10 protein-coding genes and 1 tRNA gene are annotated in these 16685 nt (G+C 65.9%); 3 read left to right on the top strand and 8 right to left on the bottom strand.

Features of this window, described 5'->3' with window-relative positions; genetic code table 11:
* The first annotated feature begins 66 nt into the window (after positions 1-66).
* Positions 67-1680 carry a SulP family inorganic anion transporter gene (locus ACXU4B_RS06085; protein WP_131408695.1) on the top strand — a complete coding sequence of 538 codons (1614 nt, stop codon included), beginning with the start codon at positions 67-69 and terminating at the stop codon, positions 1678-1680.
* A 96-nt stretch (positions 1681-1776) separates the two neighbouring features.
* On the opposite strand, the gene ACXU4B_RS06080 is transcribed toward ACXU4B_RS06085, so the two are convergent.
* The 3 genes from ACXU4B_RS06080 to ACXU4B_RS06070 form a co-directional block, all read right to left on the bottom strand.
* Positions 1777-2229: a hypothetical protein gene (locus tag ACXU4B_RS06080; RefSeq protein ID WP_131408692.1), complete on the bottom strand. Its 453-nt coding sequence runs from the start codon at positions 2227-2229 to the stop codon at positions 1777-1779.
* A 238-nt stretch (positions 2230-2467) separates the two neighbouring features.
* Complete coding sequence (locus ACXU4B_RS06075; RefSeq protein ID WP_131408690.1) at positions 2468-4579, bottom strand: TonB-dependent siderophore receptor; 2112 nt, start codon at positions 4577-4579, stop codon at positions 2468-2470.
* Positions 4580-4884: 305 nt separating this feature from the next.
* Positions 4885-4959 (bottom strand) — tRNA-Val (locus ACXU4B_RS06070).
* A gap of 131 nt (positions 4960-5090) precedes the next feature.
* On the opposite strand from ACXU4B_RS06070, the gene ACXU4B_RS06065 reads away from it, so the two are divergent.
* Positions 5091-5432: a lipid-A-disaccharide synthase N-terminal domain-containing protein gene (locus ACXU4B_RS06065; RefSeq protein WP_131408688.1), complete on the top strand. Its 342-nt coding sequence runs from the start codon at positions 5091-5093 to the stop codon at positions 5430-5432.
* A gap of 25 nt (positions 5433-5457) precedes the next feature.
* On the opposite strand, the gene metH is transcribed toward ACXU4B_RS06065, so the two are convergent.
* The 3 genes from metH to ACXU4B_RS06050 all read right to left on the bottom strand — a co-directional run bounded on the left by metH (position 5458) and on the right by ACXU4B_RS06050 (position 10326).
* Complete coding sequence (gene metH / locus ACXU4B_RS06060; protein WP_131408686.1) at positions 5458-8145, bottom strand: methionine synthase; 2688 nt, start codon at positions 8143-8145, stop codon at positions 5458-5460.
* A gap of 160 nt (positions 8146-8305) precedes the next feature.
* Positions 8306-9385 (bottom strand): homocysteine S-methyltransferase family protein, encoded by a 1080-nt coding sequence (locus tag ACXU4B_RS06055; RefSeq protein WP_131408684.1) that lies wholly within the window; start codon positions 9383-9385, stop codon positions 8306-8308.
* A 14-nt stretch (positions 9386-9399) separates the two neighbouring features.
* Complete coding sequence (locus ACXU4B_RS06050) at positions 9400-10326, bottom strand: ArsR/SmtB family transcription factor (protein WP_131408682.1); 927 nt, start codon at positions 10324-10326, stop codon at positions 9400-9402.
* A gap of 229 nt (positions 10327-10555) precedes the next feature.
* Between ACXU4B_RS06050 and ACXU4B_RS06045 the strand changes: the two genes are divergently transcribed.
* Entirely contained in the window at positions 10556-11716 is a 1161-nt protein-coding gene (locus ACXU4B_RS06045) for an acyl-CoA dehydrogenase family protein (protein ID WP_131408680.1), read from the top strand.
* A gap of 133 nt (positions 11717-11849) precedes the next feature.
* Here the strand turns inward: ACXU4B_RS06045 and ACXU4B_RS06040 are convergent, their stop codons facing one another.
* Positions 11850-15107 (bottom strand): efflux RND transporter permease subunit, encoded by a 3258-nt coding sequence (locus ACXU4B_RS06040; protein WP_131408678.1) that lies wholly within the window; start codon positions 15105-15107, stop codon positions 11850-11852.
* 14 nt (positions 15108-15121) lie between these two features.
* Positions 15122-16342 (bottom strand): efflux RND transporter periplasmic adaptor subunit, encoded by a 1221-nt coding sequence (locus ACXU4B_RS06035; protein ID WP_131408676.1) that lies wholly within the window; start codon positions 16340-16342, stop codon positions 15122-15124.
* Positions 16343-16685 lie beyond the last annotated feature (343 nt).

The raw sequence follows: 16685 nt of genomic DNA, 5'->3' as shown, positions 1-16685 counted from the left end.
ACGCGATGCCGCCTGTGCCGCGGTTGCCGGGTCCTGCTGCGGCACAAGCCGCGGTGTGGTGCTGACGTGGGCGCGAACTCCAGGCAGCACTGGTTTGCACCGGGCGACCTCAACGGCTTTCTCGGGCTCGTGGTCGACAACCTGTCGATCATGGCCTTTCTCGCCACGGCCCTGATCGGGATCTTCGGCTTTCCCGCGGACATCGTCTTCCTGCGCATGTTTCCCGGCACGACGTTCGGCGTCCTGCTGGGCAATCTTGCGTATACGGCGATGGCGCGGCGCCTGGCGCGTCAGGCCGGCCGGCCGGATGTCACCGCCATGCCGCTGGGCCTGGATGCCCCCACCAGCATCGGCATGGCGCTGCTGGTGCTGGGCCCGTCCTTTGTCCATTTCAGGCAGGGCGGCCTCGACGAACACGCCGCTGCCGTGGCGACCTGGCAGCTTGGCATGGCCTCGCTGGTCATCATGGGCGTGCTGAAGTTCGTGCTGTCGTTCTTCGGTGCGTTCGTGCAGCGGCATGTGCCGCGCGCGGGCCTGCTCGGTTCCATCGCCGGCATTGCCCTGATGTTGATGGGCTTCCTGCCGCTGGTGGAAATCCTCAAGGTGCCGGAGGTGGGCTTTGCCGGCCTCGGCGTGGTGCTGTATGCGCTGGTGGCGCGTGCGCGCATGCCGTGGCGGCTGCCCGGCGTGCTGGTCGCGTTCGTGGTGGGCGCCTTGCTCTACTACACGCTGGGCCCGCTCGGCTGGCTGGGCCACGGGTACCAGCCGCCGGTGGCCTGGCAGTGGCGCTTCGCATTGCCGTGGCCGACCCTGCAGTGGATCGACGGGCTCGCCACGGCGGTGCCCTATCTGCCGCTGATCCTCCCGTTTGGCCTGCTGATGGTGGTGGGCGGCATCAACGTGACGGAAAGCGCGCGGGCAGCCGGTGACGACTACCCGACCCGCGACATCCTGCTGGTGGAGGCACTCGCCACGCTGGTGGCCGGCTTCTGCGGCGGCGTGGCGCAGACCACGCCGTATATCGGCCAGCCTTCCTACAAGGCCATGGGCGCGCGCAGCGGCTATACCTTGCTCACGGGCCTGGTGATCGGCCTGGGTGGCGTGTTCGGCTATCTGTCGAATCTGGTCGAACTGGTGCCACTGTCGGTGCTCGCGCCGATCCTGGTGTTCGTCGCCATCGGCATCACCGTGCAGGCCTTCGAGGCCACGCCGACGCGCTACGCGGGTGCAGTCGTCTTCAGCTTCTTTCCGGCGATCGCGCGGATGCTCACGATCAAGCTGAGCGATCCTTCCTATGTCTCGCCCGAGCGCTTCGCCGCGCTGTTTGGCGACCGCACCCATGGCATCTCCGAGCTGGCGGTGATCACCGTGCTGGGCAACGGCTTCATCATCACCGCGATGATCTGGGCCAGTTTCGTGGTGGCGTTGATCGACGGAAGGCCATGGCGTGCGGTGTGGATCCTGCTGCTCGGTGGCGCGCTGAGCCTGTTCGGCATCATTCATTCCGTGCAGATCTCTGGCGGCGTCTACCTGCCCTGGATGCTCGACGCCGCCCTGCGTCCGCTGGCCTGGCAGTTCAGCGGCGCGTACCTGGCACTGGCGACCGTGCTGGCGATGCTGTCACTGGGGGGGCGTGCGTCACGCGCATCGGGTGCCGCGGCCTCTGCGGATCTGCGCTGAGCGGCCTTGCGGGTGGCGGATCCGCCGCATGGCGTCGCGAACCGCGGCCATGAAGTGGTCACCGGCGCTGCGCAAGGCGAGCGCCGCGCGGCGGCTTCAGCCGCGCGCCCGTTCGCGTGCCGGATCGGCACCGACAGAGTCTGCCTCGGCGCTGTCCATGGAGCGGTTGGCCCGTTCGAGGGCATGGCATGCCGATTCGGCGGCATAGCGCATGAGGTAGGCCAGGTGCGCGCGGTACTGCGAGCCGATACCGTGCGCGCGGATCATGCCTGCTGCTTCGGCGAGGCATTCCAGGTCGCTGTAGGCGCGGTCCAGGTCGTTGCTGCTCGCACATTGCACGAAGGTGTTGGCGTCGGCCTGATCGTGCGAGCGTGCGCTCACTACTTCCTCGACCAGGCGCGCGCCCTGGCGCGCGGCGAACACCAACACGTCCGCCGCGGCTCGCGACAGCTCGCTGTCGGACACGGCGCGATCGGTGAGCTCGACCAGGCCGCGCGCAACGACGAGCAACTGGGTGACTGCAGTGGCCGCAGCATCGGGCTGACTCATGGTCCCGGTCCCCCCGGAGTAATGGATCGGCTATTGTCCACGCCTCGACGCCCTTTGGGTATCGGAATAATGGGAAGGCGGGCACGGCGCGCCCTGCCGACCCGGTTCCCGAAGGCCCAAAGCCCGCGTGGCCAGGGGCTGCGGCGGGCCGGTGCGGGGGGCGTGGCGAGCGGGATGGGCGTCTGGACACCCGGATGGCTGGGCCTGGCCTTTCGTCGATGGTGGCCGCGGGTGCGGCTTACCAGCGGTAGCGCGCCGACACGGTGATCTCGCGCGGATAGCCGTAGTAGCACCAGATGCTGCTGTTGCATGCGCTGACGTATTCGCGGTCAAACAGGTTGGCCGCGGTGATCTGGAAGCGCCAGTTCTCCAGGTCATAGTGCGCGTTGGCGTCATACAGCACATAGCCGCCGGTGCGGAACTGGTTGATCGCATCGCCGTAATGCGCGCCGATGTAACGCACGCCGCCGCCGAAGCCGAGGCCGGCCAGCATGCCCTGGTGCACGCCGTAGTCGGCCGAGAGGGATGCCTGCTGTTTGGGTACCAGCGCGACCTGCTTGCCCAGCGTGGCGTCGTTGGCGTGGGTGACCTTGGCATCGGTATAGGCATAGGCCGCGGTCATGCCCAGGCTGTCGGTAATGGCGACGTTGGCTTCCAGCTCCGCGCCTCGCGTGCGGGTCTGGCCTTGCTGCAGCGAAAAGAACAGGTGGTCCGGGTCCACTGTCAGCGCATTCTTCTGGGTGAGCTGGTAAACCGCCGCGGTGATCAGCGAACGGCCGTCCGGCGTCTGGTACTTCAGGCCACCTTCGTACTGGTCGCCCGTGGTGGGCTTGAACGGGCTGCCATCGAACGTCTGCCCCACGGTCGTCTTGAACGAATGCGAGTAGGCGACGTAGGGCACCAGGCCGATATCGGTCGTGTAATTGATGCCCAGTCGGCCCGAGAACGCGCTGTCGTCCTGCTTGCGGTGCGTGCCGGCAATGAGGTCGTCGACGTGGTTGGTCACCCAGTCCTGGCGACCGCTGGCGACGATGCCCCAGTGGCCCCAGCTGACCTGGTCCTGCACATAGGCGCCCAGCTGCTCGAGCAGGCTGTTGGTGTGGAACGTATAGGGCGCCGGTGCGATGGGTGCGCCGTAGACCGGATCGAAGATGTCGATCGGCGGCGCGCTGCCGAAGCCCGACTTGTAGTCGTTGCGGCTGTGCAGGTAGTCCACGCCCATCAGTACGGTGTGCTGCACGTCGCCCTGCGCAAACTTCGCCTCGGCCTGGTTGTCCACGGCAAACACGTGGGCCTGGTCGACCAGCGGATAGTTGTAGCGGTTGAGCGTGCGCAGGTCGTCCTGCAGGCCAAGGCTGCCGATCGAGCGATGGTCCACGGTGACGTTCTGTACACGCAGGTCCTGGCGGATCGACCAGACCTCGTCGAAACGGTGGGTGAACTGGTAGCCGATGGATTCATCGGTCTTGCGGTAATGGTCGTAGCCCGGCTCGCCGGGATTCACGTCGCGTGGGATCTGGCCGTTCGGATTGGGGTAGAGCGTGCCCTGCGACGGCAGGAAGCCAGCCACGCCGTCGGACAGGCTGCGCTGGTAGCGTGCCAGCACCGTCAGCGCCGTATCGTCGCTCGGCTTCCAGGTGAGGCTGGGCGCGAAGTAGTAGCGATCGTCCTGCGAATGCTTGATGTTGGAATCGCCATTGCGCGCCAGGGCCACCAGGCGCCACAGCCACTTGCCATCAGCGTCGAGCTGGCCGCCCGTATCTCCGGCAAGCTGGCGCTGGCCAAAGCTGCCCACGGTGGCTTCGATCTCGTGCGGCGCCTCCAGGCTCGGACGCTTGCTCATCATGTCGACCATGCCGCCGGGCGGAAGCTGGCCGTACATGGCCGAGGAGGGGCCCTTGTTCACTTCGACGCGCTCGAGGCCGTAGGTCTCGATGCGCGAATCAGCCGTCCAGTCACCGTTGGGCAGCGCCAGGCCATCGAGGAACTTGGCCGGGTCGTAACCTCGCACGAGAATCCAGTCGCTGCGTGGATCGGCGCCGTAGCTGCCACCCACCGCGCCGGCGAGGTAGCGCACCGCCTCATCCAGGCCCTGCACGCCATAGGCATGCATGCGATCAGGCGTGATGGTGCTCACCGACTGAGGAATCTCCACCGTCGGCGTCTCGGTCTTGGTGGTCGAATAGACCACGTTCACCGTTGCCAGCGAGACGCTTTGCTTGCCGTCCTTGTCATGGGAGTCGGTCTGGCCTGATGCCGCCGCATCGGCCTGGTCGGCAGCCAGGGCCGGGTGGGCCAGGGCGAGCGAGATCGCAACCAGAAGCGCGCTTCTGGAGAAGTGGGCAGACATGCTTGGCAGCCTTGTGCTGAAAGGAAGTGCCGTGGCCCGAGGGGCCATGCCGCGATCGCGGCGGGCAGACTCAAATGATAGTGATTCTTATTACCACGTCAAGCGGGGGCACATGCTGGCGGAACGGGCTGCGCTTGTCCGGCCTCGGTGCGGGAGCGCGATAGCGAATCCGACCAGTGGCCAGTCGCGGGCAGGCGTGCACCGCATCGCCTGATCGCTCGGCGACGTCTCCGCTTGCGCGAGCCGCATGACGCGCGCAACGAAAAAGGCCACCCTTGCGAGGTGGCCTTTTCGTCGAATCGAGATGGTGGGCGGTACAAGGATCGAACTTGTGACACCTGCCGTGTGAAGGCAGTGCTCTACCGCTGAGCTAACCGCCCGCCGAGAGCGCGCTAATATACGGGGGACGTGGCGACGGGTCAAGACTTGGACCGGTGGTCGACGCGCGGCCGTGCAGTTGGCTGAAAGGTTGATGGGTACAATAGCCCGCTTTCCCCGCGGCGCCTGGCCCATGGACTTCCTGCAGCACGAACTCACCCACATCCTCGAATCCCTGCAACGGTTCGAATTCACCCCGTGGAAGATCGTAGGCTTCCTCGGCTCGGTGATGTTCACGAGTCGCTGGTTTGTGCAGCTCTATTACACCCGCAAGCTGAAGCGGGTGGTGATGCCTCTGTCGTTCTGGTGGTTGTCGGTGATTGGCAGCGCCTTGCTGCTGTCCTATTTCATTTTCGGCAAGAACGACTCGGTCGGCATTCTTTCCAACTTTTTCCCATCGTTTGTGTCGGTCTACAACCTGGTCGTGCACATGCGCGAAGTGAAGCGCCGTTCGCTGGTCGAAAGCGAAGTGTGACGGCCGAGGCGCCGCTCGCGGCGCCTCAGTCGGGGTCGTAGTCGAGGTTGGGAGCCAGCCAGCGTTCGGCTTCATCGCGCGTCCAGCCCTTGCGCCTGGCATAGTCGTCGACCTGTTCGCGGGTGATGCGCCCGACCACGAAGTACTGGCTGTCCGGGTGTGAGAAGTACCAGCCGGAGACCGCGGCGGTCGGATACATGGCGAAGCCTTCGGTGAGTTCGATGCCCGTGTTTTGCGTGGCATCGAGCAACTGGAACAGCGTGCGCTTCTCGGTATGGTCGGGGCAGGCCGGATAGCCGGGGGCAGGGCGGATGCCGCGATACTTTTCGCTGATCAGTTCTTCGTTGTCGAGTGTTTCGTCGGGCACATAGCCCCAGTACTCGCGACGCACGCGTTCATGCATGCGCTCGGCGAACGCTTCGGCGAGGCGGTCAGCCAGCGCCTTGAGCAGGATCGCCGAATAATCGTCATGCGCGGCTTCGAAGCGCTTCACATGCTCCTCGATGCCGATGCCGGCAGTGACGGTGAAGCCGCCGATCCAGTCCTGCTTGCCTGCCTCCCTGGGCGCGACGAAATCGGCCAGCGAGAAATCCGGTCGCTCGACCGGCTTGTCCACTTGCTGGCGCAGGTGATGCAGCGTTGCGAGCTTCGCGCCGTCGGCGCCATATACTTCGGTGTCGTCGCCCGCCTGGGCGGCAGGCCAGAAGCCAATCACGCCACGCGCCGTCAGCCAGCGCTCGGCGACAATCCGGTCCAGCATGGACTGGGCATCGCGAAAGAGTTCGCTGGCCTGGGCGCCAACGATGTCGTCGGTGAGGATCGCCGGATAGCGTCCGGCCAGTTCCCAGGCATTGAAGAACGGCGTCCAGTCGATATACGGGCGCAGGGTGGCGAGGTCGTAATGGTCGAAGACGGTGATGCCGGGCTGGCGCGGCGTCGGCGGTGTGTAGTTGGCCCAGTCACAGGTGAAGCGCTGCGAACGCGCCTTCTCCAGCGACACCAGCTGCTTGCCGGGACCGCGATTGCGATGGCGTTCGCGCACCTCGGCATACTCGGCCCGCACCTTGGCCATGAAGTTGTCGACCAGCTCCTTGCTGACCAGCGACTGCGCCACGCCGACCGCGCGCGAGGCGTCCTTCACCCATACGGTGGGTGACTTGTAATGCGGTTCGATCTTCAGCGCCGTGTGCGCGCGGGAGGTCGTGGCGCCGCCGATCAGCAAGGGGATATGGAAATCCTGGCGCTGCATCTCGCGGGCAACCTGGCTCATTTCTTCCAGCGAGGGCGTGATCAGGCCCGACAGGCCGATGATGTCGGCGTTGTGCTCGCGCGCGGTGTCCAGGATCTTCTGCGCCGGCACCATCACGCCGAGGTCGATCACCTCGAAGTTGTTGCAGCGGAGCACCACGCCGACGATATTCTTGCCGATGTCGTGCACGTCGCCCTTCACCGTCGCCATCACGATGGTGCCGTTGTTCTTGCCCATGTCGCCCGTGCGCAGCTTCTCCGCCTCGATATAGGGCAGCAGGTAGGCCACGGCCTTCTTCATCACGCGTGCCGACTTCACCACCTGCGGCAGGAACATCTTGCCGGCGCCGAACAGGTCGCCGACCACGTTCATGCCGTCCATCAGCGGCCCTTCGATCACGTCGAGCGGGCGCGCGGAAAGCTGGCGCGCTTCCTCGGTGTCCTCGTTCACCCACTGGTCGATGCCGTGCACCAGTGCATGGCTGAGCCGGTCGCGTACCGGCTTCTCGCGCCAGGCCAGGTTCTCGACCACCACCTCACCCTTTTTCGCCTTGAACTTCTCGGCGATCTCCAGCAGGCGTTCGGTGGCGTCGGGGCGGCGATTGAGCACGACGTCTTCGACGCGCTCGCGCAATTCCTCCGGCACGTCGTCATAGATCATCAGCGCGCCGGCGTTGACGATGCCCATGTCCATGCCGGCCTTGATGGCGTGGTACAGGAACACCGAATGGATCGCCTCGCGCACCGTGTTGTTGCCGCGGAACGAGAAGGACACGTTCGACACGCCGCCGGACACGTGGGTATCGGGAAAACGGCGCTTGATTTCGCGCGTGGCCTCGATGAAGTCGACCGCGTAGTTGTTGTGTTCGTCGATGCCGGTGGCGATGGCAAAGATGTTCGGGTCGAAGATGATGTCTTCCGGCGGGAAGTCGAGCCGGGTGGTGAGCAGTTCGTAGGCGCGCGAGCAGATCTCCACCTTGCGCTCGCAGGTGTCGGCCTGGCCCTGCTCGTCGAAGGCCATCACCACCACCGCGGCGCCGTATTGCTGCACCTTGCGCGCGTGCTCGAGGAAGACTTCCTCGCCTTCCTTCATCGAGATGGAGTTGACGATGCCCTTGCCCTGCAGGCAGCGCAGGCCGGCCTCGATCACGCTCCACTTGGACGAGTCGACCATCACCGGCACGCGGGCAATGTCGGGTTCGGCGGCGATCAGATTCAGGTAGCGCGTCATCGCCGCTTCCGAATCGATCAGGCCCTCGTCCATGTTGACGTCGATGATCTGCGCACCGTTGGCCACCTGCTGGCGCGCCACGTCGACGGCTTCCTCGTAGCGATCTTCCTTGATCAGCTTCTTGAACTGCGCCGAGCCTGTGACATTGGTGCGTTCGCCCACGTTGACGAACAGCAGGTCGGGAGTGATGACCAGCGGTTCGAGGCCGGCGAGTCGGGTGTAGCGAGGCATCATGCGTTGTCCTCCTCTCCCCACAGGGGAGAGGATTGAGGTGAGGAGGCGGGGCTTGCGATGGCGTCCAAAAGCGCGAGCGTGGGGCCAGCCTGGCCCCTCAGCCCAGCCATCTCTCCCACAAGGGGGCTAGCTTCGGGTCGCCCGGCGGGGAGAGGGCGCACTACGCAGCCTCCTGCGATACCGAAGGAAGTGCGCGTGGCGCGATATGGTTTACCGCTTCGGCGATGGCCTTGATATGCGCCGGCGTGGTTCCGCAGCAGCCGCCGACGAGGTTCAGCAGGCCGTCGCGGGCAAAGCCGCCGATCACCGAGGCCATCTGCTCGGGGGTTTCGTCGTACTCGCCGAACGCATTGGGCAAGCCCGCATTGGGATGCGTGCTGACGAAGCAGTTGGCCGTGTTGGCCAGTACCTGCACATGCGGACGCAGGTCCGCCGCGCCCAGCGCGCAATTGAGGCCCACCGAGATCGGCCGCGCATGCCGCACCGAGTAGTAGAACGCCTCGGCCGTCTGGCCCGAGAGCGTGCGGCCGGAGCGGTCGGTGATGGTGCCGGAGATCATCACCGGCAGGCGCGCGCCGCGCTGGTGGAACAGTTCGCTCAGCGCGAACAGCGCGGCCTTGGCATTGAGCGTGTCGAAGATGGTCTCGACCATGATCAGGTCGGCCCCGCCATCGATCAGGCCGCTCGCCGCTTCGGTGTAGTTGCTGACCAGTTCCTCGAACGTGACGTTGCGGAAGCCAGGGTCGTTGACGTCCGGCGACAGCGACGCGGTGCGGCTGGTCGGCCCCAGCACGCCGATGACGAAGCGTGGTCGCCCTGGCGTTTTCGCTTCCATCGCGTCGCAGGCGACGCGCGCCAGGCGGGCGCCTTCGCGGTTCAGCTCGTAGGCGAGGTGTTCAAGGTGGTAGTCGGCCTGGCTGATGCGGGTGGAATTGAAGGTGTTGGTTTCCACCAGGTCGGCGCCGGCCTCGAGATAAGCCTCGTGCACGCCGCGGATGATCTCCGGATTGGTCAGCGTGAGCAGGTCGTTGTTGCCCTTGAGATCGCAGCTTCCCGGATGGTCGTGCGCATGCGAGCTGTCGTGGCCGTCCACGAAGCGGTCGCCGCGGAACGCCGTTTCATCCAGCTGGTGGCCTTGCAGCATGGTGCCCATGCCGCCGTCGATGATGAGGATGCGTTCGCGCAGCAGCCGCTCCAATAGGGCGACGCGTTCGGGATGCAGCCAGGGGAGCGTGCTCATGGGGAAAGTCTCCTTCAGGGCTTGCGGGCGAGCAGGCTGATCACTTCGAAGTGGGGTGCCTTGCGCTCGCGGCTGAGCCGGGTACAGCTCATCACGTCCAGCCCGGCCGCCTTGGCGAAGCCGTCCAGCTGATCGGACGAGAAGCCGAGGTTGCGGTGGTCGAACGGTTCCACCACGGCGCGGTGGTCGTGCTTGCCCAGCGTCACGGCGAGAAGGCGGCCGCCGCTGCGCAGCAGGCTCGCCGCCTGCGCCACGGCCTTGGCGGGGTGCTCGGCATAGGTGAGGGCGTGCAGCATCAGCACAAGGTCGAAGCGGCGGTCGCCGAGATCGAGCGCGTGCATGTCGCCCTGGCGCACATCCACGTTCGCAAACGGCCGGAGGCGTTGCGCGGCGGCTTCCACCACGCGTTCGCTGCTGTCCACGCAGACGATCGAACGCGCATGCGGGGCCAGCAGTTCGGCGGTGATGCCGTCACCGGAGGCGATGTCCAGCACGTCGCCGGTCTCCAGCAGCTGCAACAGCGAGCGGGCGAGCGTCTCCCAGGTGCGGCCGGGCGAGTAGTGGCGCTCCATGTCGCCGGCCACGGTGTCGGCCCAGCCTTCCTCGCGGGCGCGCTGGGCCAGCACGCCGGGCAGGCGGGCGGCGTCTTCGCGCAGCAGGGCGTCATCGATGCTGTCGCGCAGGGACCTGAGCAGGGTCTGCTGGTGGTCGTCCGATTCATTGTTGGCGCGGTAATAGGCGGAAACGCCGGCGCGACGATCGCGCACCAGTTCGGCTTCCTTGAGCTTGGCCAGATGGGTGGATACGCGCGGCTGCGCCAGATGCAGCACGGCGGCCAGTTCGGCCACGGTGAGCTCTTCGCGTTCGAGCAGCGCCAGCAGACGCACGCGTGTGGGGTCCGCCAACAGTCGCAGTACGCTGGAGGCGGTGGCCAGATCCATCGTGCATCCTTATATCGCGATATAGAGATGCATAAGGCTAGGCCTACCCTCAGGCAACGTCAAGTTACGAGGAATGTAGGGGTGAGGCGTGAGAAGTCAGGTCGAGCCGTCTCTCACACCTCGCCCCTCACGCCTCACGCCTCGCGCCTGGCCTTTGCTGCGCCCGCACACCGGCGGACACGCGCGCCGGGCTAAAATAGCCGGCTTCCTCCTCCCCCTTGGAGCCGTCATGGATTTCCGCTTTACCGAAGACCAGCTGTCGATTCAGGCCATTGCCCGCGATTTTGCGCAGAAGCGCATCGCGCCCGTGGCAGCCGAGCTGGATGAGAAGGGGGAGTTCCCGCTGGACAACATCCGCGAGATGGGCCAGCTGGGCCTGATGGGTGTCGAGGTGCCGACCGAGTATGGCGGCGCGGGCATGGACCCGATTGCCTATGTGCTGGCGATGATCGAGATCGCCGCGGCCGATGCCGCCACCGCGACCATCATGTCGGTCAACAATTCGTTGTTCTGCACCGGCATCCTCAAGCACGGCACGGAAGAGCAGAAGCAGAAGTTCGTGCGCGCGATCGCACAGGGCGAGGCGATCGGCGCGTATGCGCTGACCGAGCCGCAGTCCGGCTCCGACGCCTCGGCCATGCATACCCGTGCGACCCGGAACGCCAACGGCGACTGGGTGATCAACGGCAAGAAGAGCTGGATCACCTCCGGCATGGTCGCGCGCTACATCATCCTGTTTGCCATCACCACGCCGGGCATCGGTGCCAAGGGCGTGTCCGCCTTCGTCATCGACACGCAGTTGCCGGGCTTCCACGCCGGCAAGAGCGAGCCCAAGCTGGGCATTCGCGCATCGGCCACCTGCGAAATCGAATTCACCGACTACGTGTGCCCGAAGGAAAACCTGCTGGGTGAGGAAGGCAAGGGCTTTGCGATGGGCATGAGCCTGCTCGACGCGGGTCGCATCGGCATTGCCTCGCAGGCCGTGGGCATTGCGCGCGCCGCCTACGAGGCTTCGGTGCAGTGGTCCCGCGACCGCAAGGCCTTCGGCCAGCCGATCGGCACGTTCCAGATGACCCAGGCGAAAATCGCGGACATGAAGTGCAAGCTCGACGCCGCGATGCTGCTGACGCTGCGCGCGGCCTGGACCAAGGGTGAGGTGGAGAAGCACGGAGGTCGTTTCGGCACCGAGGCTTCCATGGCCAAGCTGACGGCGTCGGAAGCCGCCATGTGGATCTCGCACCAGGCCGTACAGATCCACGGCGGCATGGGTTACTCCAGGGAGATGCCGCTGGAGCGCTACTTCCGCGACGCCAAGATCACCGAGATCTACGAAGGCACCAGCGAGATCCAGCGCATCGTGATCGCGCGTGCCGAAACCGGCCTGCGCTGAGCCCGCATGCCCGGTCGCCTGAGCGCGACCGGGCAAGGCCACCCGGCGACGACGGAGGTCGCGCCAGCGGAGATGAAAAAACCCCGGTCTCGCGACCGGGGCTTTTTGTTTTGCGACGGCGAGGCGGGCTCGGTTACGAGCCGCGACGCGGGTCGGAGTCGAACGGCTGCATGTTGCCCGGCGCCCCCGCTTCCGGCGGGTTGCCGCCCGGGTTGTCGGTCGCGATGCCGCCGTGGGCCTGGCGAATCTTGTGCGACGTCTCGTCCAGCTTGTCGCCCAGCAGGCGGCGCACCGTCACGTAGAACACCGGGATCAGCAACAGGCCCAGGAAGGTGGCGAACAGCATGCCGCCAATCACGCCGGTACCGATGGAGTGGCGGGAGTTGGCGCCGGCGCCGGTGGAGATCGCCAGCGGGAACACGCCCAGGATGAAGGCCATCGAGGTCATCAGGATCGGGCGCAGTCGCTGGCGGGAAGCGGTGACCACCGATTCGAACAGAGGGTGGCCCTGTTGCTGGTGCTCCACTGCGAACTCCACGATCAGGATCGCGTTCTTCGCCGCCAGGCCGATCACCGTGATCAGGCCGATCTTGAAGTACATGTCGTTCGGCAGGCCGCGCAGCATCGAGAACACGACGGTGCCCAGCAGGCCGAGCGGAACCACCAGCAGCACGGCGACCGGGATCGACCAGCTCTCGTACAGTGCGGCAAGGCACAGGAACACGATCAGGATCGACAGCACCATCAGCAGCGTGGCCGAGTTGCCCGCCAGGATTTCCTGGTACGACTGGCCGGTCCAGTCAGCGCCGAAACCCTTGGGCAGGTCGTGGTCGACGATGCCCTGCAGGGCTGACATGGCCTGGCCGGTCGAGTAACCGGGCGCCTCGTTGCCCACGATTTCCACTGCCGCGTAGCCGTTGTAGCGGGTCAGCGCAGGGGAGCCCGTATTCCACTTGCTGGTCACCACGCTGGAGAGCGGGATCATGTTGTACGGGTTGATGGTGGATGCACTGCTGGAACCACTCGACAGGCTGCTCGGCGTGTAGACGTGCTGCAGCGCTTCGGGGCCCATGCGGTAGGGCTGGTCGGCCTGCAGGTAGACGCGCTTCACGCGGCCGCCGTAGACAAAGTCGTTGACGTAGACCGGCGCCAGCGTCAGCTGGATGGCCGTATACACGTCGCTGACCGAGAGGCCCATCGACTGGGCCTGCACGCGGTCCACCTTCAGGTTCCACTGCGGGGCGTCGGGCAGCGAGTTGGGACGCACGCCGAACAGCGCGTGGTTGTCCTTGGCCTTGCCGATCGTCATGCCCATCGCCTGCATCAGTTCCTCGTGCGACTGGCCGGCGCGGGCCTGCAGGTACATGTCGATGCCGCCGAACTGGCTGAGGCCGCGGATCGTCGGCAGGTTCACCACGAAGATCTGCGCATCGCGGATCCCGTGCAGCAGCCCGTTCGCCTGCATGATCAGCTCGTCGGCGGTGATGGCGCGTTCCTTCCAGTCCTTGAGCTTGATGAAGGCCATGCCCGTGCTTTCGCTGGAACCGATGAAGCTGAAGCCGCTGATCTGGTAGATGCCGACGATGTCATCGTTGAGCGGACTCTGCTTGAAGCGCTCGCGCATCTCGGTCATCACTTCCTGCGTGCGATGCAGGGTGGCGCCCGGTGGCAGGTTCACGATGGCCAGGGCGAAGCCCTGGTCCTCGCTGGGCACGAAGCTGGTCGGCAGCCGCGTGTAGAGCAGGCCGGCCAGTGCAGCGACCAGGGCAAACACCATCATCCAGCGCGGCGCGTGGCGTGCCGCGCTGCCGATGTGCCCGCTGTAGGTATGCGTCACCCAGTCGAACACGCGGTTGAACGAGCGGTAGATGATGTTCTTCTTGTGCTCGTGCGTCGGCTTGAGGATGGTGGCGCACAGCGCCGGCGTGAACGACAGCGCAAGGAACGCCGAAAAGCCCATCGACACCGCGATGGTCAGCGCGAACTGCTTGTAGATCACGCCCGACGCGCCAGGCTGCAGCGCCGACGGCACGAACACCGCCGCCAGCACCACGGTGATGGCGACCACCGCGCCGGTGATCTGGCCCATCGCCTTGCGGGTGGCTTCCTTCGGCGACAGGCCTTCCTCGGTCATGATGCGTTCGACGTTCTCGATCACCACGATCGCGTCGTCCACCACGATGCCGATGGCCAGCACCATGCCGAACAGGGTCAGCTGGTTGATGGTGAAGCCCAGGCCGACCAGGCCGATGAAGGTGCCGAGCAGGGCGACCGGAATCACCAGGGTGGGGATGATGGTGGCGCGGAAGTTCTGCAGGAAGATCAGCATCACCAGGAAGACCAGGATCACGGCCTCCACCAGCGTGTGCACCACTTCCTCGATCGAGATCTTCACGAACGGCGTGGTGTCGTACGGAGCAAACCAGGTCACGCCCTCCGGGAAGTCCTTGGCCAGCTCGGCCATCTTGGCCTTCACGGCGTCGGCAACGTCCAGCGCGTTGGCGCCCGGCAGCAACTGCACGCCCAGGCCACCGACCTGCTGGCCATTCCAGGTCGCGGCCAGGCCGTAACTCTGCGGACCGAAGGTGATGCGGGCCACATCGCTGAGCTTCACCACGGTGCCGTCGCTGTTGGCGCGCAGGATGATGTTGCCGAATTCCTCGGGCGAGGAGAAACGGCCTTCGGCGGACACGGTGGCGGTGAAACCCTGGTCGGTCGGCGACGGATCGGCGCCGAGCGAGCCGGCGGCAAACTGCACGTTCTGCGTGGCCACCGCGGAAAACACAGAGGTGGCCGACAAGCCATAACCCTGCAGCTTGTCCGGGTTGATCCAGACGCGCACCGCGTACTCGGCGCCGATCAGTCGCGTGCTGCCCACGCCGGGAATACGGCCGACCTGGTCTGCGACCTGCGAGGCGATGATGTCGGCCAGGCGGCCGCCGTCGATCTGCGGGTTGGTCGACACCAGCGACACGAACATCAGGAAGTCGGGGTTGCTCTTGGCCACCACCACGCCCTGCTGGGTCACTGCGGTAGGCAGGCGCGGCTGGGCCAGCTGCACCTTGTTCTGCACCTGCACCTGGGCGATGTCCGGGTTGGTGCCGGTCTCGAAGGTGAGGGTGATGGTGGAGGAGCCGTTGGCGCTGGACGACGAACTGAAGTACAGCAGGTGGTCGATGCCGGTGAGCTGCTGCTCGATCACCTGGGTGACGTTCTTCTCCATGGTGTCGGCGTTGGCGCCGGGGTAGGTCGCCGACACCACCACCTGTGGCGGGGCGATATTGGGGTACGACTCGATGCCCATGTTCAGCACCGAGATGATGCCGACCAGGCTGATCAGGATGGCGACCACCCAGGCGAAAATCGGGCGGTCAATAAAGAAACTCGGCATGTCGGTCGGCTCCCTTACTGCTTGCCGGCGGCAGGCTTGGTGTTACCGGCCGATGCCTGCTGGCCCTGGTCACCGGCCTTCTGGTCCGGCTGCCACGGGGTCGCCTTGGCGGGTGCGCCAGGCTGCACCGCCTGCAGGCCCGAGACGATGACCTGATCGCCGGCCGTCAGGCCGCTGGTGACGATCCAGCTGCTGGCGTGCATGTTGTCGGCAGTGACGTTCTTGCGGGCGACCTTGCCGTCCTGGCCGACGACCAGCGCGTACGCGCCCGCGACATCGCGCAGGATGCCCTGCTGCGGAATCAGGAACACGCCCTGCTGCTCGCCGAGGTTGGCGGTGATGGTGACGTAGGTGCCCGGCAGCAGTCGGTGCTGCGGATTGGGCAGCCGCGCGCGCAGGTTCACCGCCCCGGTGGTCGGATCCACGGTGGCGCCGGAGAAATCCAGCGCGCCGGGCTGGTCGTACTTGCTGCCGTCCGGCAAGGTCACCTGCAAGGTGGTCTTGTTCTGCTCGGACAGCACGATCTTGCCCGCCGTCTGCGCGGCCCGCAGGCGGTCGAGGTCGGCGGAGCTGACGGTGAAGTTGACGTACAGCGGATCGAGCTGGTCGACCGTGGTCAGCAGGGTCGAACTGGCGCCGGTATCCGCATTGCCGTTGCCGACGATGGCGCCCTCGGTCAGCTGCTGCTGGCCGGCGCGGCCGTCGATCGGCGAGGTCACGCGGGTGAAGCCCAGGTTGATGCGGGCGCTTTCCACCGCGGCCTGCGCCTGCCGCACCGAGGCCGAGCTGGTGCGCTCGTTGGCCTCGGCGGTGTCCAGGTCGGACTGCGAGACATAGCCCTGCGGCCGCAGCTGGCGGAATCGCTCGGCGGTCTTGTGGAAGTTCACGTAGGCGGCCTGCGCCGAGGCGAGGTTGGCCTGGTTGGAGTTGAGCGTCGCCTGGTACACGGCGGGGTCGATTTCGAACAGCACCTGGCCCTGCTTGACGTCGGTGCCTTCCTGGTAGACCCGCTTGAGCAGCACGCCCGACACACGGGCGCGCACGTCGGCGCTGCGAAAGGCCGACAAGCGACCCACCAAGTCCTTGGTCAGCGGCGTGCTCTGCGGCTGTGCCCTGATCACGCCGACTTCCTGCGGCGGCATTTGCTGCTGGCCTTGCTCCTTGCCCTTGCTGCAGGCGGCCAGTGAGAGCAGGCCAAGGCACAACAGGAGTGTGCGCAATGACGTGGACTTCATGTGGACTCCATTCTTTATTGATGTGGTCGGGGAATACAGCGCGTCGATGCCTGTCCGGGCGGCGACGAGGGGTCGAACCAAGGTCGAGCACCACGTTGTCCCGCGTGCTCTCGGGTCCCGGGGGAGGGGGAGGAGAGGCGGGCTGTCAGGGCTCATCCAACTACAGACAAGCGTGGACTATACCGTACAGTTTAAAATTTGTTGAGCCGTTGACTTGCCTCGCAAGGACTGCACAAGCGGCCAGGGACCGGGCCCACGTTCGGTGCGCCCTGGGGTGGAAGGCGCTCCCGGGCTCCGTTTTGACCCTGGGATGTCAATTTTGACTTACATCTGTGAAGGACGG

Source organism: Dyella soli (assembly GCF_054482295.1).
The sequence above is the reverse complement of the archived record's forward strand: the minus strand, read 5'-3'. Positions and strand labels throughout refer to the sequence as shown.